The following is a 21,957-nucleotide window of genomic DNA, read 5'->3' as shown; positions in this document are numbered from 1 at the left end:
CTATGCGATCGAAGGCGGCAAGGAAGCGGCCGAGCAGATCGGCCAGGTGCTGGCGACGAAATGGTCGCTGGCCACTGCGCTGTCGATGCTGGCCTGGTACATCTTCGCGCCGCAATGCGCCTCGACGCTGGCGGTGATCCGGCGCGAGACCGGAGGCTGGACCTGGATGGTGGCAACCTTCGCCTACATGCTGGTGCTCGCCTATGCCGCGAGCCTCCTGACCTACAACGTCGCCGTCGCGCTCGGCGCGGGGTAGCCCCCGCCCAAAGACCAAATTTGCGAAAACAACCCCATGCACAGTAGCCTGGGGTCGCAGGCTTGATGCGCGGTGACGGCGGCCAAGGCGTTGACTTGGCGACGAAAGGGATCGTGATCCGGACAGAGCCGGCGTGCGGCTAGACGCGGTGTTCGCCGGCAGGCCGCGGCATCCGGAAACACCCGCGAATGAGTTGATGCCGGATCGCGCGGCGCTCCATGCGGGCCTCGGTCCGGACCGGTTGACCCGTCGGGCAAAACAGCGGCACGATGGCATCATCGGATGACCGGGCTCGCGACGCTCGCCCCCGAGGCATCAACGCATCGCTGCCCATGGACCACTTCCGCACCCAGAGACTGACCGCCGAGAAGCTGCGCGAAGATCACCTCGCCGATCTCGTCGCGCTGCATCTCGATGCCGACGTGTCCCGCTATCTCGGCGGCGTGCGATCGGCGGAGGCGACCCGAACATATCTCGCGGTCAACATGGCCCATTGGGACCAACACGGCTTCGGGCTGTGGGTGTTGCGAACGGCAGACGGATCATTCGCCGGGCGGGCGGGCCTCCGACACATCATCGTGGACGACATCGACGAGATCGAGATCGCCTACACGTTCAAGCGCGAATTCTGGGGCCAGCGACTTGCGGGCGAAATCGCGAGCGCGCTCACCGATATCGGCCTGGCAAAGTTCGAACTGCCGTCGCTCATCGGCCTGGTCCATGTCGGTCACGGCGCCTCGCGCCGCGTATTGGAGAAGTCGAACTACATCCTCGAGAAGAGCACGACGCATCGCGGCGAAGATGTCGTGATCTACCGAATCCGGCCATGACAACCGCATCGGCCATGACCCGACATCGTCTGCCGCGCCTGGATGACGCCGAATGAACGCCGACGCGGACAACATCGTGGGACTGTATCGCCGCCACGCGAAGGCGTGGCTGCAGCAGCGAGGACGGCATTTGACCGAGCGCAAATGGCTCGATCGGTTCGTCGCACGGATGCCCGCCAGACCGAGCGTGCTCGATATCGGTTGCGGTCCTGGGGAGCCGATCGCGCGCCATCTGCTGGACTCGGGATGCGCCGTCACGGGAATCGATGCCGCTCCGGAAATGATCGAGATCGCCAAAGGCCGCTTTGCCGAAGCGACCTGGCACGTCGCGGACATGCGCACCCTGGACCTGGACGCCACGTTCGACGGCCTGCTGGCCTGGAACAGCTTCTTCCATTTGAACCACGATGATCAGCGCCGGATGTTTCCGATCTTTCGGCGGCATGCCGCTGCCGGCGCAGTTCTGATGTTCACGAGCGGCCCCTCCTTCGGGGAAGCCATCGGGACCTTCGAGGGCGAGCCGCTCTATCACGCGAGCCTCGATCCGAGTGAATATCGCCAATTGCTCGACGACAACGGCTTCGAGATTGTCGATCATGCCGTCGAGGATCCCGAATGCGGCAGGCATACGATCTGGATTGGGCGCTTGCGCAACGCGGCTTCCGCAAGCGGGGACCTCGTCTAGGGCCGCGCGCGCCGCGGATGTTCCAACTCGTTCCGTGAAGCATTCGTGTTCCGTGTTCCCCGGGGTCGGTGGCTTCGGCGGAACGAAATCTCGAAACATGAACCTCTGTTCAAGAAAGTTTCTGCGGGGTTCCTGCAACAGGCACGCGCGGCATTCGTTGACCCGCGACGATGCAAGAGGAGGAGGAACAGATGAAGAAGCTGACTTACGCTCTCGTGGCGGCAGCGACGCTTGCGATCGGTGTCCCCACCATCGCGAATGCGGCCGGCGTCGGCATCTACGTCGGTGGCGATAATGGTGGTTACTACGGCGACCGCTATGACGGTCCGCGCGCCCGCTTCTACGACCACGACCGCGGCTGGCACCATGGATGGTACCACTCCGATCGCGACTACGATCGCGGCGTCGTGATCCGCCGCCATCACTGGGATGATTAAGCTGCGATGATGAGGGCGTCCGGTACGGGCGCTCACGCGGTGAAACAAGGAAAGGCCCCGCTTCGGCGGGGCCTTTTTGTATCGTCTGGACGTGCAGCGCCATAGCAGCACAGCAGATGGCGCTGCGCTCCAGTCGGACGACGGGCGTCTACCGGAAATATCCCAAGACGAGATCGAGATCCGCGCCGCGCGCCACGGTCCCGTTCAGCTCGGCGTCGATGACGCGGCGGCAGGCGTCAACCGCAGCCTGGTCGCCGAGATCGTTGGCGGCTTCGAGGACGAGCCAGGCAGCGTCCACCGACGCCTTCTCCGGGGCTCCACCACCGGCGTCGGCGGCGGAAGCCTTGTCGAGATTGGTCTTCAGGCTCTTGCGGGCTGCGGTGCCGAATTGAGGCAACATTGCAAACACTCCCTTCGAATTCCCGGATACGACTCAATGCATCTGGAGTTCGGCCTGCCGGCCACCGGCCGTATCGGCCGTCACGCTGTTCTTGCGCGACTGGTAGAATTTCAGAATGCTGCGGGACGTCTCGATCTTGAGCCGGCCGAACTCGCGCTCGCTGTCCTGGAGTTCGCGCGCCGTGATCAGGTGATCCTTGGCGCCGAGGAAGAGCAGCGACATGGTCGTGTCCCAGGAGAAGTCGAGCGCCTTGCACAGAACCAGCAACATCTCGCGATTGCGGTCCATCAGCGCGCGCTCGATCACGTCGACCGGCAGCGCGGAGAGCAGCGACAGGCCGATCTGGACCTCGTCGAAGCGATGCTGGCGCGCGTAGTTCGCGATCGAATCCTGGTTGAGATTGCCCTGCCGGTACTGCGTCGTCACCACGCGCTTGGCCACGAAGTAGCTGCGCGAGGACGGGCCGAACTTGGATTGGAGATCGCCGGTGACCTCGGTCACCGAGCTCTGGATCTGCGCCATCATCTCGGGCCGCTCGCTCTCGAGCCGGCGACGGACGTCCTCTGACGCCTTGGCGATGAGCTGCTGGAAGATGTGCCGCGGCACGTCCTTGCGCAGGCCGAGCTGCTCGGCGAGGATCGAGTCGCCTTCGGCGCGCCGGACCATGTGGAGCAGACCCGAGCCCGAGAAGCGCGCGCCTTCGTTCCGGGCGACCGACGTCACGACGTCCTGATTGCCGCGCTCGACCAGTACGTCGGTCACGGCCTCGCCGATCGAACTGCGCTGGGCGATCGCAAGCAGGTGAGCCTGTCCCTTGGTCATGGCGTTCTCGATCAGCATCTTCTCGTCGAGACGGTTCGAGTCGCGCAGCACCGGTCCGGCCACCGCGATCTCGTCGTCGAACGCGAGCTGCGCGATGACGCTGAGCGGGGCGTGATCGCAGGCCGCCATCAATTCCGAGAGCTGGGCACGCGCGGCCACCTCGATCTCGTCGGCGAGCCGACCGATGACCTCGCCGAACATGCTGATCTCGTCGTTGCTGTAGCGGCCGGTGATCAGGAGGTCAGTTGCGTGCCACAACGCCCGCGCCCGGCTTTCATCCGTGCCCCGCGCAATCGCGTCGTCGAGATCCTGCAGAAGCGATTTCGCCCCATCCATTCCATCAACCCCAAATCTTGACCAGTTCTTGGCGAGCCGCCCCACCGCTGCTGGCAGGACGCCGAATTCCTATGGAACCGACGCTAGTCATCAAACGCGAGAATTCAGTAAAATCGGCAAATCAGTTTTGCCGGGCAAAATTCATTAAATTCCGAGCCGATGTGTTGACCGGCGCGCAAGGCGAGCTCCGTCCCCCGGCACCACAGGGCCATCGCGCATGAGAAAAAGCGTGGCGACAGGCTCACTTGCGCCCATCTTTCGAGACATCCGCGTGCGGCGGGCGCTCATCAATCCCTCATGGTGAGCCCGCCTCGGACGCACGTCAGGATGGCCGCGGCGAGCCTGCGTAGTTCTACGGATTGGACGGAGTGAGAACCATCGGCGGCTTGGGCCTCGGCTTCGGCGGCGGCGGGCCCGGCGCAGGTCTCACCTCGATCGGCGGCGGCAATGGCGTGACCTGCTGGCTCGCGAGCGGGGGGCTCGATACGACGGGAGCCGCCTGCGGCGCCGGCCTCGGCGTCGGCACCGCCTTCGGCTTCGGCGGCGTGCGGCGCGGATCGCGTCCCGGCAACGGCACGTCGGTCAAGGCTGGTTCGGGCACCGGGTCGGGAGCGACCAGCGTCGGGAGCGCGGCGGTGGCCGGCGGTGGTTCGCCGCGCTCGATCGCATCCAGCCGGCGCGTCTCGCGATCGATCGTGCGCACCGCGAGCCACGAGGACAGCGGCGCGAGATCGACGGTCCGGCTCAGCCTGTCGGGAGGACCTGCCGCGAACAGCTGGATTTCCGGCGGCGCGCCCGAGAGCCCGTTCATGATCGGCGTCAGATTCGCGCGGAAGTCGGCCTGATCGGCGGGGATGTCGTAACCGCCGGAGACGACGGCGCGGGCGTTCTTCGCCTCCAGCGTGGTCGGGCCGGCGCGCAGGCGGCCGTCGCGGATGGTGAAGGGAATCTGCACCGCCGCAACAGCGATCGGCCCGGCCGACAAGGCGGGCTCGACGAGTTGCCGGAGCCGGTTGTCGTCGGGCACCTGACCACCATCGCTGGCGCGGATGGCGATCTCGAAGGCGCGGGGATTGAGGCCGGCGATCTCGGCCGATTCGAGCGACACCGTGCCGTTGCCGGCGAGCGCGCCGGTCAAAGCCGCGACGCTGCGCCCCTGACTCGTCAGCGCCATCTGAACGTAGGCGCGCCCCTTCGGCAGCGCCAGATCGCGATAGCGCAGCATCTGTGCATCGACATGGGCGAGATCGAGACGCAGGTTCAGCGCAAGGCCGTTGGCGCCGTTCGCGGCATCGAGGCTGGCCGCCATCTCGCCGCCGCCGATGCCACCCTTGAGCGCGTCGAGCGAGAGCGATTGTCCGTCGCTCCTGACCGTCCCGCTGACGGGACGCAGCTCGATGCCGCCGGGCAAGCCGCCGCGCAACGCCTGGAAAGCGACGCGGCCGCGCCAGCCGCCGAGAAGTCCCGCCCGCAACGGCTGATCGGCGTCGCGTCCGGCCGCGCCGAGAGCGACCGCGAGCGCGGGCCCAAGATCGAGCGTATCCAGTCCCACCTCGCCGTCGACGCTCCTGTCCTGGTCCAGCGTCATCGCCAGATGGCCGCGCAGATGCGAGCCGGCGACGGTGCTGTCGAGATCGTCGAAGGTCAGGCGGTTGCCCACGAGATTCACCCGCGAGGACAGGCTGACATTCTGCGCGGACTTCTCGGCCGGGCTGGCTCCCAGCAGCGGCGCCAGATTGGCGTTGCGCACGCGCAGATTCACGCCGGCCTTCGGCTCCGCGCCGGACAATTCGACACTGCCCTGTGCATCCGCGTCCAGCCCGCCGCCGCTGAGCTTCGCATTGAGCTGCAGCGGCCGGCGCCATGCGCCGCTCAGCTTGCCCTCGAACTGCGAGGCGCCCTCACCCGCGGCAATCGCGCGGTCGAGACCGAGCAGCGTCAGCAGCGTCCCCGCCTGCGGCGACGACACTTTCGAGTCCAGCGTGAAGTCGCTGTTGCGCAGCCTGTCGATGTCGATGCCGTCCACCGCCGCGGCGAGCGCCTGCGCGCTGAGCGTCGCGGTTGCCTTGAGCTGCGGCGCGTCGAGATCAAGCGCGGCGCGCGCATCGCGCCGGTCGGCATGCTCGGCATTCTTGTCGAGACTGACATCGAGCTTCAGCCGGGTCGCGCCGGGCAAAGGCGTGACGGCATCGAGCCGCGCGCGGATCGCCGGTGCGATCGGTTCGATCAGCGCCGTGAGCTCGCGGAGCGAGTTCGCCGATGATTTCAGCGCGAGCCGGCCGGTCGCGCCGGCACGGTCGAAGCTGCCGCTCGCCTCCGTGGTCACGCCGCTCGCCTGGCCGAAGCGCAACTGCTCCAGCGACAACGCGGCCGGACCGTAGCCGAGCTTCGCCGCGAACGGCCGCAGTTCCTGGCCGGCCGAGATCGCGCGGCCGACATCGAGCGAAAGCCTGGCTTCCTCGGGCCATGCGCCCTGCGGTCCGGCGAGCGCGCGCACGAAGCTCGCGGCGGCATCGAGATCGAGACGGTCGGCCTTGAGCTCGGCGTCGATCCGCGAGCCCTTGTTCGCGCCCGTCTGCGCGAAGGCGATCCGTCCTTCGACGGCGCCGCCTTCGATCTCGGCCTTGAGCTTCTCGATCGCGAGATGGTTGGACGCGATCGTGACATCGCCGTTCAGCCGCAGCGGCCTCGTGCTGCGCCGGTTGACGTCGCCGCGGCCGAGCAGCCACGCCACCAGCGTGTCGGGATCGGAGGATTCGACGCTGAGGCGGCCGCTGAAGCTGTCGGAGCCAGGTGCGGCGCCATTCAGGGCGATCTGGGTCATGCCGGGCGCGCGCAGGTCGAGCCGCTGGAACGTCCAGGACTTGCCGTCGGTCTGCAGCTCGGCCGTGATGTTCTGGAGCGGGCGGCTGCCGAGCATGATCTGCTCGGAGCTGAACTCGATCTGCGCCGGGATCGGCGCTTGCGGGATGGCCGCAAGGCCGGCGCGCAGGGCCGGCAGGATGCGCAGCGGTTCAGCGTCGTCCTTGCCGGTCAGCTTGTCGGCGTCGAGCTGGCGCGCCGCCAGCACCGCGCGCAGCAGCGGCGCGCTGCCGAATCTGAGATCGCCGTTGCCGCCGAACTTCAGCGCCGCATCGCCGGCGCCGTAGCTCGCGTCGAGCTGGTCGAATTTGGCACCGGCCGGATCGGCCTTGAGCTTGCCGCTCAGCTTCCACGGCGTCGGGCCGGCCGCGCCGGGCTTGCCGGCCGGAAGCACGGCCAGCGCGAGCGTGCCGTCGAATTTCGGCGCACGGTTCTCGAAGGCCAGCACGCCGTCGAGATCGGCCTGGATCGGACGCTCGCCGGGATCGATGTTGACGTGCAGGCGCGTGGCACTGCCATCGGCGCTCGGACCGGAAGAGATGCGGAACGGATAGCGCGTGCCGGCGACGGAGAAATTGCCGTCGCCCCGCACCGCGCCCGCCAGCGAGCGCACATCGCCCGCGAAGGCGATGTCGTTCAATTCCAGCGTCGCGCGGCTTGCGGCATCGTGCAGGGCGATGCGGCCGGTGAGGTTCAGCCGCTCGATCGCCAGCGAGGCCAGGTCGAAGCTGCCGCTCGCCATGGACGGCAGGTCGACCCGCCCCTTGGCGTCGAGGCCGAGATCCACCGCCATGCCGTTGACCGTGAGCTCAGTGGCGCGCCATTCGCCCCGCATCAGCGAGCTGAGGCTGAACTCGACGTCGAGCTTGTCGGCCCGCAGGCGGCCGCGATCATTGTTGCCGCCCAGGGTGACCGAGCGCAGCCGCAGCGTCGGCGCCGGCAACAGCCGCGCATCCAGCTCGCCCGCGACCCGCACCGGCACGCCGATGATCCGCGTCGCCTCCGCCTCGAACTGGGGCCGAAACTGGTTCCAGTCGATGAAGTAAGGCCCGATCAACGCGGCCAGCAGCGCAACGATGAAGGCTATCGCCAATCCGAGCAGCGTCGTCTGCACGGGTCTCCCCTCGGCCAAACCGGCACCCGGGCCAAACCCTGGCTTCGAAACCTCGGTTTCAGAGACCTTCAGGCGCGCCGGAACAGGCTCTTATATAAGGGGAAGTGTGGCGAAGTCACAGCGACTGTTGCGCGCGGAGGTTAATGCCCGTGCGAAATCGGCCCCTCATGGTGAGGAGCGCACAAGGCGCCGTCCCGAACCATGGAAGGCCCCGCTTTCACCCGCCACCCTTCGAGGCGGCCGCCCTTGCGCGGGCGCCCCAGGTCGAGGAGGAGCGCCTCGCGGAAGCAGCGCCCACCGGCCGTCACCAGCTCGCCGGCAGCCGCTTCAGGCCGCGCAGCACGAAGGTCGGCCGCCATTCCGGGTTCTCGATGTCGTCGATCCGCAGATCGGGAAGCCGCCGCAGCAACGTGGCGATGGCGATCTCGGCCTCGATCCGCGCCAGTTGGGCACCCAGGCAGAAATGGATGCCGCCGCCGAACGACAGCGGCCTCACATTCTGGCGGGTGATGTCGAGCCGGTCGGGCCGATCGGGATAAACCGCCGGATCGCGGTTGGCCGAGCCGAGCAGGCACAGCACGGTCTCGCCCTTGGGGATCCTGACGCCGCCGAGATCGTCGATGTCTTCCAGCGTGACGCGCCCGGTCAATTGCACGGAAGAATCGTAGCGCAGGAATTCCTCGATCGCGTTCGTCATCAGCTCGGGCCGTGCCTTCAGCAGCGCGAGCTGGTCCGGATTGCGGAACAGCGCCAGGAGGCCGTTGCCGATCAGGTTGACGGTGGTCTCGTGGCCGGCACCGAACAGCAGGATGATGTTGGCCGTCAGCTCCTCGTTGGTGAGCTTGTTGCCGTCTTCCTCGGCCTGCACGAGCTGGGTGATGAGATCGTCGCCGGGATTGCGGCGGCGCAGGTCGAACAGCTGCCGGAAATACATCTCCGACATCAGGTTGCCCTCGTTGCCCTTCTTGATCTCCTCGGGCGAGAGCGGCACCGGGTCGAGCAGGCGGCCGCCGTCACGCGAGCTCTTGTAGAAGACCTCGCGATGCTCTTCGGGGATGCCGAGCATGTCGCAGATGATGGTGACCGGCAGGCGGAAGGCGAAATCCTCGATCAGGTCCATGTGGCCGCGTTCGATCACGGCATCGATGGCCTGATCGACGATCGCCTGGATGCGCGGGCGCATGTCCTCGACGCGGCGGGCGGTGAAGGCCTTCACCACGAGGCCGCGCAGGCGCGTGTGATCGGGCGGATCGGCATGCAGCATCCAGTGGCTCATGCTGCGGAAGACCGGCTCGTCCATGATCTGCGGGCCGTAGCGCCGCTTGGTGCGGTCGACGTAGTCCTTGCCGAAGCGCTTGTCGCGCATCACGAGGCTGACCTCGGCGTGGCGGCTGGCGAGGAACGATCCGAACGGCGTCACGTGGACCGGATCGACCGTCCGCAGCCGTTCGTAATGCGGATAGGGATCGCGGATGAAGTCCGGCGACAACGGGTTGAACAACGGACCGCCGCCTGCGGGTTGCACTTGCTCGTTCATGGTGACCTCGAACCGGTTGCCGCATGAAACGAATACGCGGGGCGGCCCCGACGCCCGGCGTAACCATCCCTGGAATTATCAACTCGATACATTGTTGTATCGAGTTGCATTCTGCCCTAAACTGCGCCGATGTCAAGGGTGAGAACCAGGCCGACCAGGGACGACACGCGCGACAAGCTGTTCGAGGCGGCCGCGCGCGTGTTCGAGGAGGACGGCATCGGCGGCGCCAGCATCGAGGCGATCGCGGCGGCGGCGGGCTTCACCCGCGGCGCGTTCTATTCGAATTTCGCGAGCAAGGACGAGCTGATCATCGCCATGATCGAGGATCATGTCGAGCAGTCGATCCGTCGCAACCTCGACATCCTGGCGCAGCACGACAATCTCGACGATTTCATCGCGGCGCTGAAGACGATGGATCGCAGCAGGCAGGACCCGCTCGGCCGCTCGCCGCTGCTGCACATCGAGATGATCCTCTATGTCGCGCGCGCCGAGAAGCGGCGGCCCGAGCTTGCCAAGCGCCTGCGCGCGCGCCGCAAGCTGATCGCCGACATCGTCGAGGCCACGCTGAAGGGCAACGGGCGGAACGACAAGCTGAATCCGCCATGGATGGCCTCCATCGTGCTGGCGCTCGAGGACGGCTTCCGCCTGCACCGGCTGATCGATCCGGAGACGACGCCCGCCGACAGCTTCCTGCGCGCGATCATCGATCTCAGGCGCAGCACCGGGCTGGCTTCGGAGTGAAGACGTCCGGCGCGATGCTCGCCCCGGCCGCGCTAGTCCGGAAAATGACAGGCCACCTGATGGGCGGCGCCATCCGGCCGCAATGACGGCCGCTCCTGCGAGCAGACGGGCTGTGCGATCGGACAGCGCGTGTGAAAGCGGCAACCGCTCGGCGGATTCCTGGCGCTCGGAATGTCGCCGCCGACGAACGCCGGCTTCGGCTGCTCCTCGCGGCGCTTGCGCGGCATCGCGGCCAGCAGCGCCTTCGTGTAGGGGTGGCGGGGACGCTCGTAGAGCTCCTTGCAAGGACCGATTTCGACGATCCCGCCGAGATACATCACGGCCACCCGGTCCGATACGTGGCGAACCACGCGCAGATCGTGCGACACGAACAGATATGTCAGCCCGAAATCCCGCTGCAGGTCCATCAGCAGATTGACGACCTGCCCCTGGATCGACACGTCGAGCGCCGAGACCGGCTCGTCGCACACGACGAATTTCGGATCGGAGACGAGAGCCCGCGCGATGCCGATGCGCTGGCGCTGCCCGCCGGAGAATTCGTGGGGAAAGCGATCGACCATGTTGCGGTCGATCCCCACGTTCTGCAGCAGCGACAGCACCTTGTCCTTCCGCTCGGCGGCCGGCTTTCCCATGATCCTGAGCGGCTCTTCGACGATGGCGGAGATCCGCATGCGCGGATTGAAGGCGCTGCCGGAGTCCTGGAAGATCAGCTGGAAGTCCGGCCGCGCGCGCCGCAGCGTTTCGCCGGTCATGGCAGTGAGATCGCGGCCGTCGAACGAAATCGAGCCCGCGGTGGATTCGATCAGCCGCAGCAGCAGCCGTCCGAGCGTCGACTTGCCGCAACCGGATTCACCGACGAGCGCGAGGGTCTCGCCGCGCCGGATGTCGAACGACACGTCCGCGACGGCCTGGACCATGCCCTTGCTCTTGCCCCATGCATTGGCGCCGCCGGGAAAGTTCTTGCGGAGGCTGCGCACTTCGATCAGCGGGCCGGCATCGGCCATCTCAGAGCTCCTGCGCCAGGGAATCGCCTGGCTTGACGGGGTGGAAGCAGGCGACGCGCCGGGATGCGGCGGCGTCGATGGACGCCAGCGCGGGAACGTCCCGCTCGCATTGCTGGCTCTTGCGCCCGCATCGGGGATGGAACCAGCATCCCGACATCACCGTGCGCGGGTTCGGCACGTTGCCGGGAATGGTGAGGAGCCGCTCGCCGTCGTCCTCGATGTCGGGGATGCTGGACAGCAGGCCGTCGGTGTAGGGATGCCGGGGATCTTCGAGCACCTCGTCGACCGATCCGCTCTCCACGATGCGCCCCGCATACATGACGATCACCTCGTCGGCGAACTCGGATACGACGCCGAGGTCGTGCGTGATGATGATGACGGACATGCCGGTACGGCGCTGGATCCCGCGCAGCAGCTCGATGATCTGCGACTGGATCGTGACGTCCAGCGCGGTCGTCGGCTCGTCGGCGATGAGGATGTCCGGATCGCAGCTCAGCGCCATCGCGATCATGACCCGCTGGCGCATTCCGCCAGACAGCTGGTGCGGATAGCTGCGCATGATCTGCTCCGCGGCGGGAATTCCCACCAGGTCGAGCAGTTCGACGGCGCGCCGCCGCGTCGCCTCGCGGTCGAGGCCGAGATGATAGCGGATCGGCTCGCTGAGCTGGTATCCGATCGTCAGCAACGGGTTCAGCGACGTCATCGGCTCCTGGAAGATCATCGCCATCTGCTTGCCGCGGACGTCGTTCATCTCGCGCTCGGCGAGCCCGCCGATGTCCCTGCCCCGCAGCAGCATGCGCCCCTCGGTGCGGGCGGTGCGGCGCGGCAGCAGATGCATCAACGACATCGCGGTCGCGCTCTTGCCGCAGCCGGATTCACCGACGATGGCGAGCACCTTGCCGCGCGACAGGTCGAAATCGACACCCTTGACGGCCAGCGCCGCGCCGTGACGCGACAGGAACGTGACCTTGAGGTCGCGCACGGACAGGAGACGATCGTCCGCCGCACCGCCGGCCTCGCCATGCGCGCGGGCGGACACCGTCAGCTCTTCGGATCCAGCCATTCTCGAAGCCCGTTGCCAAAGATGTTGATGGTGAGAACCAGCGTGACGATCGCGATGCCGGCGGAATTGGCGATCCAAGGCGCGAGGAACAGCCGGTCGCGTCCTTCGGCCAGGATGTTGCCCCAGGTCGCCGCCGGCGGCGGGACGCCGAGCCCCAGGAAGGACAGCGCCGTTTCCTGCAGGATCATCTGCCCGACCTGCAGGGTCGCCACCACCGTGAGCACCGGCACCAGCTGCGGCAGGATGTGCCGCAGCATGATGTAGCCGCTGCGTCCGCCGAAGGAGACAGCGGCCTCCACGAACGGGCGCTCGCGCAGGCTGCGCGTGAGGCCGAACATGATGCGCGCATAGACCATCCAGCCCGACACTCCGAGCACCACGATCAGATTGAAGAAGCTTCCGCCGAGCGCGGCGACGAACAGGATGGCGAGAAGCACGTCCGGAAACGCGGTCTGCGCGTCAACCGTCCGCATGATGACTTCTTCCGTCTTGCCGCCGACATAGCCCGCGAGCACGCCGGCGGTGGTGCCGATCAGCATCGACAGCACGACCGAGGCGACGCCGACCAGGATGGACAAGCGCGATCCGAAGATCAGGCGGGAGAGGATGTCGCGGCCGTAGCTGTCGGTGCCGAGCGGGAAGCGCCACGACCCGCCGGTCATCCAGACCGGCGGCTTGAGACGGAACACCACCTGCTGCTGGTAGGGATCATGCGGTGCGATCAGCGGCGCGAAGATCGCCGCAAGGACGATCACCAGGATGACGGTGCTGCCGATGACGATCTTGGCTTTTGCGGCGGTCACGGATCAGGCCTCGCGAATTCGCGGATCGAGCAGCGACAGCGCCACGTCGACCAGCAGATTGGCCAGCACGATCGCGATGCACATGATGCAGATCGCCGCGATCACGACGGGGATGTCCCGCTGGAAGATGCTGGAGACCATCAGCCGGCCGATCCCGGGCCACGCGAAGATGCTCTCGGTGATGATCGAGCCGCCGATCAGCTTGCCGAGCTGCAGGCCGAGAAAGCTCAGGATCGGATTGAGGGTGTTCGGCAGGACGTGGACCAGGAGCACGCGGGCCGCGGGAATGCCCTTGGCCCGTGCGGTCACCACGAACTGCTCGCTCGAGGTCTCGATCACGCCGGTGCGCGTGATGAGGATGAAGTTGGGGATCAGATAGGCCGCGAGCGTCAGCGCGGGAAGCACGATGTGCGAGATGCCGCCCTGGCCCGAGGTCGGGAGCCATCCCAGACGCAGGGCAAAGAACTGGATGAGGAGGATGCCGAGCCAGAAGCTCGGCATCGACTGGCCGAGCACGGCGAGAAAGGAGATCACGACATCGGTCGGCTTGTCGCGCCGGAGCGCCGCGATCGCACCGCCGGCAATGCCGAGGATCACGGCCAGCGCCAGCGCGACCGCCACCAGCTCGAGCGTATTTCCGAGACGATCCAGCACGACTTCGAGCGCGGGAACGCCGAATTGCAGGGACTCCCCGAAATCGCCCTGCACGACGTCGCGCAGGTAGATTCCGAACTGGACGATCAGGGGCCGGTCGAGCTGAAGCTTCTGCGTCAGCGCCGCGACCTGCTCGGGCGTCCGGTTCATGTCGAGATAGATGTCGACCGGATTGCCGGTCAACCGAAGAACGCTGAAGGTCACGAACAGGACCAGCAGCAACGACACAGGAAGATAGCGAAGCCGCCGCCAGAGATATCCGAACATCGCGAGGGCTCCGCTATCGTTGCTTGATCCGTCAGTTCAGCTTGGCCTTGTTGAGCCTGAGCACGCGATCGGCAGGCGCATCGAAGCCGGAGAGCTTCTTGCTGACGCCGTAGATGGTGGGAACGCCGAACAGGAACATCGACGGGTTCTCCGCGTGCAGGATCTCGTCCATGCGATCATAGGCGGCCTTGCGGGCTTCGGTGTCGTTGGTCGAGCGTGCCGCCAGGAACAGCTTGTCGAACTCCGGGTTGCTCCAGGCCGTCCGGCGGTTGTTGCCGGTGTACCAGGTCATCGCGAAATCGGCGTCGCCGAAGGAGTACCAGCCGATCATGTAGATCGGTCCAAGTTCGCGCGCGGGCGAGCCGAGGTTCTTCAGGAAGATGCCGGGCTCCATCACGTTGATGCTGACCTTGACGCCGACGTCGTTCAGCATGCCGGACACCGCGTTGGCGATGTCGACGTCCGAGAGATACCGGCCCGACATGGTCGAAATGCTGGTGGAAAAGCCGTTCGGATAGCCGGCTTCCGCCAGGAGCTTCTTGGCCTTCGCCGGATCGAACGACCGCGCCTTGACGGCGGAGTTGAAGCCGAAGGTGGTCGAGGTCAGGAGCTGCCCCTGCAAGACCTCGCCTTTGCCTTTCAGGATTTCCTTCAGGATCAATTCCTTGTCCACGGCGTAGTCGAGCGCCTCACGAACCTTGGGATTGTCGAACGGCGCCTTGGTCACGTCGTAGGTGAGCACCAGCCCGACGCTCGTGTTGACGGAATTGATCTTGAGAGCGGAGCTGCCCTCGACCTGCTGCACGAGGTCCACCGGAACCTCCTCGACGATCTGCGTCTCGCCGGCCAGCAGCGAGGAAATCCTGGTGGCGGCCTCCGGGATGGACCTGAGCAGGACACTGTCGATCGACGGCTTGCCCGCGAAGTAGCTGGGATTGGCCTTCAGCTCGATGCGATCGCCGGGAACGTAGCGGGTGAATTCGAACGGGCCCGTTCCCACCGGTTTCCGGCGCTGTCCTTCCGCGCCCACTTTCTCCGCATAGAGCTTCGGCTCGATCAGAATGTCGGCCAGCGCCACCGGCAGCGTTGGGAAGGGCTTGGCCGTCACGATGTCGACGGTCTTCGGATCGACGATCTTCACTTCCGTGATCGCGCTGATGCGCCCGAGCATTCCATAGGCGTTCTTGGGATCGAGCGCGTGATCGATCGTGTACTTCACGTCTTCGGCCGAGAACGCCGAGCCGTCGTGAAACTTGACGCCTTCGCGCAGATGGAAGCGCACCGTGGTGTCGTTGAGCACCTCCCACTTCTCGGCGAGGCCCGGAACGATCTTGCCGGCGTTATCGCGCGCCGTGAGGCCGTCCATCATCTGCCGGTTCACGTTCAGCGAGACGTTGGTCGACAAGCCCGGCTGCAGCGATTCCGGAAAGCTGGCAAGACCGATCGACAAGGTCTCCGCCTGCGCAGTAGCGGCCGCGGATGCGATCACGACCGAAGCAAATAGTCCCTTCAAAGGCGCCCACATGACAGAACTCTCCCGTTAATGAACGCGAGCGTGGCAGAGCCTTCCGGGGTGGTCAAGAATATTTGATTATCTTACGCGTAAATTACGCACAAATTATTCGCATACTGCATGCCATTTGCTGCGCAGCACACGTGCCGAAGCTGCCTGCGCGACAAGACGCCTCACTCTCCGAGATCGATTTCCTCGCCGACGTTGAGCGACGACGCGTTTCGCGCGGCCTGCTCGTAGATGCCTGAAATGGTCCGGAGAACGCTTGCGAGACGATCGAGATCGAGATCGTTCGCAGACAGCATCGCGACGGCGTCGAGCAGGAAATTGGAGCGCACGATCGAATATCGCTTGTAGAGATCCCTGCCCCCGGACGTCAGCTGAAACAGCGTTTCCTTGCCGACGCGCTGGCTCTCGACCAGATGCGCGGTCGCGAGCTTCTTGAGAGCGTATTGAACCGTGTAGGTGTCTTCGATCTTGAGCGCGAACGCGATATCGGCGGCGCGGACCTTCTGGTCGCGCGAATTCAGGAAGCCGATGATGAGAAGGTCGAAGGAGGAAAAGCGCCCGGCGCCCACCGCCGCGCCGCAACGGACCGTCCATTGCGAGAACGCGTTGTGCACGACCACGAGAGCAAGCTCGAACTGGGTCATCGATCTTGCTCGAGGATCGATTGGCATCTCGCCGGAGACTTTCCCCGGCTTCGTCGTCTTGTCGGATCCCTGCTTCCCTCGCGCCACCTAGGCATCTCCCATTGCATCAGGAGTTGCCTGTATAGCGGCTCTGCTCGCCTCGGCAAACGGCGAAGCAGGGATCCCTCGCGTGTCCGTCGTTCCCTAGCGCGGGATCGGCTGTCCGATCACCGGAATCTGCTTCGGCGCGAAGCCCAGGGTCAGGAGGCGCGGTCCGTTGTCCGTGACCACGAACAGATCCTCCAGATGATAGGTCTCGCCCGCGGAGTCCGTGATGAGCGGCTCGATGTTGATGACCATGCCCGCCTCGAGCTTGCGCTTCTCGCCGGGCCGCAGCAGCGGGCTTTCGTGCAATTCGACGCCGAGGCTGTGCCCGATATGTGGCATCGTGAATTTCAACTTGGCCTTCTCGAACCGCTCCTTGCAGTAATAGAAGGGCTCTTCGGCCGGCATGCCGGCACGCACCATGTTGATGGTGGCGGTCTGGATCTCCCAAAGCGCCGCGTAGGTGTCGGACTGCAGCGCCGTGGGCTTGCCGGTGGAATAGGTTCGCGCCAGATCGCTGCACCAGGCGCCGTAGGTGCCGGCAACGTCGAGGCGGATGATCTCGCTCGGCTGCGGGATCTTGTCACTTGCGAGCGCGTGGGTCTGCGACGACCGCTGGCCGCTGCCGAACACCAGGAAGCGGATGCCGTCAGCGCCGTTGTTGATGATGCCCGTCGCGATCCGGTTGGCCATCACGCGCTCGGTCTCGCCGAGGTTCGACGCGCTCATGGCATCGAGCACGGCGCGGTGAGTCTGCTTGGTCGTCTTCTCGAGAAATGAGATCTCGTCGTTCGACTTGATCGCCCGCACCGCAGAGATCACGGGATGCGTATCGACCAACTCGAGATTCGGCAGCAGGCTGCGCAGCCGCTGGTACGAATTGACCGGCAGATAATCGAGATCGATTCCGATCTTCCCGGACGTAATTCCCTTGTCCTTCAACAACGCGGCCAGCGCGTCGACCGGCTCGTCGACGAATTCGGTATAGACCCGGATGTCCTTGATCCAGCTCTCGACCTGCATCTGCTGGCGCTCGATGCTGCACACCAGGGCGGCAGGATCACCCTTGGCGGGCAGCACGGCGAAAGCCTGGCGTGGCCTGATGTCCCGCACCGTCATGATGTAGGCGCCGGTCGCGTAGGCGAAGTTTTCGGGGCTCATCGCCACGACGGCGTCGAGATTCGACGACGACGCAAGGCGGACGAGGGAGCCGGTGTTCGGAAGCGGGTAAGGCGAAACAGAGTCGGTCATCGAGGACTTGCACCTTCTTTACATGTATTTCGTCTATATTTTACGTACGATTTATTTGCATTGTCAACCAACCTTCCTGCTCATCCGGGCGCCTTTTGGCTGCAGCGCTGATTAATCCGGAGGCGGCGCGCGGACAGGCGCCGCGGGCGATCGCGGATTTAGGAGGCAGTAAGGCCGGCAAGGACGCGCTCTTTGCTGGGCCACAGCCGTCCCTCCGCGTCGCAGACAGACGCCCAAGGCCCTTGGTCGACAACGCGGGCGCGCGCAGTCCATTCCGCAGGGAGCGACGGTGTTCGAACTGGTGATGTCTCAGAATGCCGGCTGACACCGCCGACCAGGACGGCGCAAGCTTCGCGCGCGCACGCGGCAACCAGCGTCGCTGCGTTCGACGAGCCCTGAGGGACCGCCGGTGCCGGCGTGTGATTTGCAGGAATATCACGCGCCCGCAGCGTGTCGATGGAGGTGCCGAACGCGATTCCATCGTCGGGGCAAGGAGCGTCGCAAGTGCTAGCTCGTCGGGACGCAGCGACATCGCTGCGCCCCTCGCTTGGGAAACCGGTCGCTTCAGCGCGAGGCGGTGCTGAGGTTCTCTCCGAAGAACTTCCACGTCTTGCCGTCGAACTTGGCGAGCTTGAAGGTGTCGAAGGTGGAATAGTCCGTCGGCGACACCGACACCGTGATGCCGGGAAGGAACAGCGGCAGCGATACCTTGCTGAGGTTCGTGGCCTGCTTCAGCACGTTCTCGCGCGTCAGCACGTCGCCGCAGTTCTTCAGGATGATGGCCGTGAACTGCGCGGACGTGTAACCGATCTGGTTGCTGCCATCGATCGGATTTCCCTCGGGGTACCACTTCTTCATGAACTCGAGATAGTCCTGCACGCCCTGATCGGAATCCCAGGCGGGATCTCCGACGACCTTGGTCGCCAGCGCGGTAATGAGACCGGTGGAGGCTTCGAATCCCGCCGGCTCGAGCACGCCGCCGATCGAGCTTGCGACCGACACGATGAAATGCGTCGGCTTCCAGCCGAGATCGTTCACCTTGCGGATGGCCTGCGCGCCGAATTTCGGCGTCGTGATCGTCATCAGGACATCGGCGCCCGCCGACTTCAGATTGACGATCTGCGAGTCGATCGTGGGATCGGTGACTTCGTAGCTGAGCTCCTTGACGATGAGATCGGCCTTGTCGCCGAGCCCTTCCTTGAAGCCCTTCAGGTAGTCCTTGCCGAAATCGTCGTTCTGATAGATCACGCCGATCTTGGCGTTGGGAAGCTCCTTGAGGATGTACTTGCCGTAGATCTTGGCTTCCTGCGCGTAGGGCGGATAGAACGGCGTGGTCCAGGGGAAGTTCTTGGGGTCGTTCCACTTCGAGGCGCCGGTGGAAATCAGGATGTGGGGGATCTTCTTGCCGTTCAGGTATTTCTGGATGGAGGAATTCGTCGGTGTCCCCAGCGATCCGATGTCGGCGAGAATCTCGTCCTGCTCCACGAGCTTGCGCGTCTGCTCCACCGTCTTCGGCGGGCTGTAGCCGTCGTCCATGCTCAGGAACGTGATCTTCCGCCCGTTGATCCCGCCCTGGCTGTTGATCATCTTCCAGTAGGCAGCCTCGGCCCTGCCCTGCGTGCCGTAAGCCGACGCGGGTCCGCTGTAGGGCATGGTCTGCCCGATCTTGATTTCGGTATCGCTGGCGCCGGGATCGTATTGCTTGTCGGCGGCCATGGAGGCCGCGGTTGACATGAGGCCAAAGGCGGCGGCAATCGCCGCCGTGATGCAGCAACGCATGTAGTTCTCTCCCTGTAGCGTCGCTGTTTGCCGCGACGTCTGCTGGGATAATGATCTTGGCTTTTGGGAATGTCGACCGCTAAGTCACGGGCTTCCGATGCCTGACGCCTCCCGGCCGGATGCCGGCCGGGCATCTGCCTGAAGGGATCGCGCCCAGGTTGAACCGGGCTTTCGCCCCGCGGCCACTTGTCTACCACCTAAGGGTATCCCGGGCCGGCGGGAGTTGTTCGCCGCAACGGCTGGCCCGCGCGCCGATCGCACGTCGTAGTCGCGACTACGCCGACCGCTTGACCGCGGCCGCCGGCGCCAGGTCGAGCCGCCCGGGCATCGCCCTCGCCTGCTCGGCGGCGTGCTCGATCAGCCAGCCTTCGAACACGGCCGGTGCGAGCGCCGGAGCATAGAGGAAGCCCTGCAGGACGTCGCAGCCGAGCTCGGCCAGCATCCTGCGCTGTCCCTCGGTTTCGACGCCTTCGGCGACGACGGTCATGCCGAGCCCCTGCCCGACGCGCACGACGGCGGTGGCAATCGCGAGCGCCCCTGCATCACTTTCGATGTCGCGCATGAAGCTGCGGTCGATCTTCAATTCGCGGATCGGCAGATGCGCGAGCCGGCTGAGGCTCGAATAGCCGGTGCCGAAATCATCCACCGAGAGGCCGACGCCGAGCGCACGGATCGCATGCATCGTCTCCAGCGCGGAGGCGCCGTCCTGCATGAACGTGCCTTCGGTGATCTCCAGCATCAGCGTTTCCGGCGGCAGGTCGTGTTCGGCGAGGATGTCGGCCAGCCGCGCGGCGAGCGCGACATTGCGGAAATTGATCGGCGACAGGTTCACCGACACGCAGGGAATGTCGAGCCCGTCGCGGCGCCAGCTCGCCATCTGCCGGCAGGCCTCGCGCACCGACCACAGGCCGATGTGCTCGATCAGGCCGCATTCCTCGGCGAGCGGAATGAATTTCGCCGGCGAGACCTCGCCGAGCGCGGCATCGTGCCAGCGCGCCAGCGCTTCGACGCCGTGGATGGCGCCGTCGTGGCTGCGGATCTGCGGCTGGTAGCTGAGGGTCAGCGCTCCCTCGGCGATCGCGCGGCGGAGCGCTGCGATCAGCGCGAGCCGCTGCTCGGTGAGCCCGTTCATCTCGGCACTGAAGAGGCGATGGGTCGAGCGGCCGGCCTGCTTGGCCATGTACATCGCGGCGTCGGCCTGCTGCATCAGCGTGTCGATGTCGGTGGCGTGATCCGGATAGAGGCTGATGCCGATGCTTGCCGACATCGGCATCAGCTTCGAGCCGAGCCGCAGCGGCGCGGCGAGCGCCTCCGTGATGCCGGCCGCGACACGCTCGGCGCTCCCGGCGTCGCGCTGCGGCAGCAGGACGACGAATTCGTCGCCGCCGAGCCGTCCCAGCATGTCCTCCGGACCGATATGCTCGCGCAGGCGCTGGGCGAGCTGGATCAGGAGTTCGTCGCCCGCGGCGTGGCCCAGCGTGTCGTTGACGTCCTTGAAGTGATCGACATCGAGGAAGGCCAGCGCAACGTGGCCGCCGGTCGGGCAAGCCTCGATCGCCATCGTGATCAGGTGCCGGAGCTGCGCGCGGTTCGGCAGGCCGGTGAGGATGTCGTGATAGGCGAGCCGGGCGATCTCGGCCCGCGCCTCCTTGCGCTCGATCGCGAACGCGCCGAGGCTGACGCAGGCCTCGACGATCCGACGGTGCCATTTGCTGGGCGCGCGCGGCTCGCGGAAATAGAAGGCGAAGGTGGCGATGACCCGGCCGTCCTTGGCCTTGATCGGCGTCGACCAGCAGGCGCGCAGGCCGACCTCGAGCGGGCGCGCCTTGTAGGGTTGCCAGCGCGGATCGGTGTCGAGATTGGTTGCGAGCACCGGCTCACCGTAGAAGGCCGCGGTGCCGCAGGAGCCGACATTGGGACCGATCGCGATGCCGTCGAGCGCGCGGGAGTAGTCCTCGGGCAGGCTCGGGCCGCCGAGCGGATGCACCAGCCCCGCGGCATCGACATGAAGCAGCGAGCAGACGACGTCGGGCGCGATGGTCTCGACGCGGCGGCACAGCCGGTCGGCGATTTCGGTGATCGGCACCTCATCCGCGAGCGCACCCATGATGAGCTGCTGGAGCGAGCGCAATTGCCTGGTTTCGGTGATGTCCTCGAGCAGCGCGAAGATGTGCTTGACCCGGCCCTTCTTGTCGCGGAAGGCATCGATCCGGGCGCAGACCCAGATCTCCTCGCCGTCCTTGTCGTAGACCAGCACCTCGGCCTCGCCACGGCGGCCGCCGTTCATCAGGCGCTGGACGAGCTTGGCGACGGCCTTGCGATCGGTCTGGCGTCCGGCGATGAGCTCGGTCGCGCGGCGCCCCTCGGCCTCGGCATTGCTGTAGCCGAACAGCGTCGTGAACGCCGAATTGACGTAGCGGATGTTCTGCTCGGTGTCGGTGATGATCACCGCACGGTTGGTCTGGTCCGACACCGCGTTGAGGAGCCCGATCCTGACACGGCGTTCGGCCTCGGCGGTGACGTCGCGCGCGAACACGATGCGATGGCTCGCACCATCGAGCGTCACCGACGACAGCGACACCAGCACCTTGATCCGGCTGCCGTCGTTCCGCGCCAGGCTGATCTCGTCGCGAAAGTCCGCGGCCGGATCGGCCTGAAGACATTTGAGGGTGAGCACGCCCGCGTCGGCACCGAGCACCTCGGCGCGATTCAGCTTCCAGATCCGCTCCGCGCCGGAATTGAAATGCGTGATGCGTCGCGCATCGTCGACGATGACGATGCCGTCCTCGGCGCGATCGAGCGCGGCCAGCAGCACGTCCGAAGTTTCGGTCGCAAGGCAATCGGAGGCGGACATCTTTCGATCCGG

Annotated in this window: 17 protein-coding genes and 1 pseudogene; 5 read left to right on the top strand and 13 right to left on the bottom strand. The window is 65.8% G+C overall.

Annotated elements, in window-relative coordinates:
- From QM712_RS19410 to QM712_RS19395, 4 genes and pseudogenes are all read left to right on the top strand, one after another.
- Positions 1-256: pseudogene (locus QM712_RS19410) on the top strand (ferrous iron transporter B); the annotation flags it as partial.
- A gap of 332 nt (positions 257-588) precedes the next feature.
- Positions 589-1,086, top strand: a complete 498-nt coding sequence (locus QM712_RS19405) for a GNAT family N-acetyltransferase (protein ID WP_415024745.1) — start codon at positions 589-591, stop codon at positions 1,084-1,086.
- 52 nt (positions 1,087-1,138) lie between these two features.
- Positions 1,139-1,771 (top strand): class I SAM-dependent DNA methyltransferase, encoded by a 633-nt coding sequence (locus QM712_RS19400; RefSeq protein WP_415024744.1) that lies wholly within the window; start codon positions 1,139-1,141, stop codon positions 1,769-1,771.
- Between the two features lie 191 nt (positions 1,772-1,962).
- A complete protein-coding gene (locus tag QM712_RS19395; protein WP_415024743.1) occupies positions 1,963-2,208 on the top strand; it encodes a hypothetical protein in 246 nt (81 codons plus the stop codon).
- Between the two features lie 148 nt (positions 2,209-2,356).
- On the opposite strand, the gene QM712_RS19390 is transcribed toward QM712_RS19395, so the two are convergent.
- From QM712_RS19390 to QM712_RS19375, 4 genes are all read right to left on the bottom strand, one after another.
- Entirely contained in the window at positions 2,357-2,608 is a 252-nt protein-coding gene (locus QM712_RS19390) for a hypothetical protein (RefSeq protein ID WP_415024742.1), read from the bottom strand.
- A 33-nt stretch (positions 2,609-2,641) separates the two neighbouring features.
- On the bottom strand, positions 2,642-3,766 hold the full coding sequence (locus tag QM712_RS19385) for a DUF2336 domain-containing protein (protein WP_415024741.1): 1,125 nt from the start codon (positions 3,764-3,766) through the stop codon (positions 2,642-2,644).
- A gap of 352 nt (positions 3,767-4,118) precedes the next feature.
- Positions 4,119-7,742, bottom strand: a complete 3,624-nt coding sequence (locus tag QM712_RS19380) for an AsmA-like C-terminal region-containing protein (protein WP_415024740.1) — start codon at positions 7,740-7,742, stop codon at positions 4,119-4,121.
- Between the two features lie 304 nt (positions 7,743-8,046).
- Entirely contained in the window at positions 8,047-9,279 is a 1,233-nt protein-coding gene (locus QM712_RS19375) for a cytochrome P450 (protein WP_415024739.1), read from the bottom strand.
- A gap of 129 nt (positions 9,280-9,408) precedes the next feature.
- Between QM712_RS19375 and QM712_RS19370 the strand changes: the two genes are divergently transcribed.
- Positions 9,409-10,020, top strand: a complete 612-nt coding sequence (locus tag QM712_RS19370; protein ID WP_415024738.1) for a TetR/AcrR family transcriptional regulator — start codon at positions 9,409-9,411, stop codon at positions 10,018-10,020.
- Positions 10,021-10,052: 32 nt separating this feature from the next.
- On the opposite strand, the gene QM712_RS19365 is transcribed toward QM712_RS19370, so the two are convergent.
- The 9 genes from QM712_RS19365 to QM712_RS19325 all read right to left on the bottom strand — a co-directional run bounded on the left by QM712_RS19365 (position 10,053) and on the right by QM712_RS19325 (position 21,945).
- Positions 10,053-11,024 carry an ABC transporter ATP-binding protein gene (locus tag QM712_RS19365; RefSeq protein ID WP_415024737.1) on the bottom strand — a complete coding sequence of 324 codons (972 nt, stop codon included), beginning with the start codon at positions 11,022-11,024 and terminating at the stop codon, positions 10,053-10,055.
- A gap of 1 nt (position 11,025) precedes the next feature.
- Complete coding sequence (locus tag QM712_RS19360; protein WP_415024736.1) at positions 11,026-12,087, bottom strand: ABC transporter ATP-binding protein; 1,062 nt, start codon at positions 12,085-12,087, stop codon at positions 11,026-11,028.
- Positions 12,066-12,890, bottom strand: coding sequence for an ABC transporter permease (locus QM712_RS19355; RefSeq protein WP_415024735.1), 825 nt, complete (start codon positions 12,888-12,890; stop codon positions 12,066-12,068). The genes QM712_RS19360 and QM712_RS19355 overlap by 22 nt, the downstream gene beginning before the upstream one ends.
- 3 nt (positions 12,891-12,893) lie before the next feature.
- Positions 12,894-13,811, bottom strand: coding sequence for an ABC transporter permease (locus QM712_RS19350; RefSeq protein ID WP_415024734.1), 918 nt, complete (start codon positions 13,809-13,811; stop codon positions 12,894-12,896).
- A gap of 31 nt (positions 13,812-13,842) precedes the next feature.
- Positions 13,843-15,336 (bottom strand): ABC transporter substrate-binding protein, encoded by a 1,494-nt coding sequence (locus QM712_RS19345; protein ID WP_415024733.1) that lies wholly within the window; start codon positions 15,334-15,336, stop codon positions 13,843-13,845.
- Between the two features lie 161 nt (positions 15,337-15,497).
- Positions 15,498-15,977, bottom strand: coding sequence for a winged helix DNA-binding protein (locus tag QM712_RS19340; RefSeq protein WP_415024732.1), 480 nt, complete (start codon positions 15,975-15,977; stop codon positions 15,498-15,500).
- Positions 15,978-16,160: 183 nt separating this feature from the next.
- Positions 16,161-17,312 carry a M24 family metallopeptidase gene (locus QM712_RS19335; protein ID WP_415024731.1) on the bottom strand — a complete coding sequence of 384 codons (1,152 nt, stop codon included), beginning with the start codon at positions 17,310-17,312 and terminating at the stop codon, positions 16,161-16,163.
- 564 nt (positions 17,313-17,876) lie between these two features.
- Positions 17,877-19,091, bottom strand: coding sequence for an ABC transporter substrate-binding protein (locus QM712_RS19330; RefSeq protein ID WP_415024730.1), 1,215 nt, complete (start codon positions 19,089-19,091; stop codon positions 17,877-17,879).
- Positions 19,092-19,365: 274 nt separating this feature from the next.
- Complete coding sequence (locus QM712_RS19325; RefSeq protein WP_415024729.1) at positions 19,366-21,945, bottom strand: EAL domain-containing protein; 2,580 nt, start codon at positions 21,943-21,945, stop codon at positions 19,366-19,368.
- Positions 21,946-21,957 lie beyond the last annotated feature (12 nt).

Source organism: Bradyrhizobium sp. (assembly GCF_047605465.1).
In the GTDB taxonomy this organism is placed as follows: Bacteria; Pseudomonadota; Alphaproteobacteria; order Rhizobiales; family Xanthobacteraceae; genus Bradyrhizobium.
Note: the sequence above shows the minus strand (reverse complement) of the source record. Positions and strands in the feature narration are given on the sequence as shown.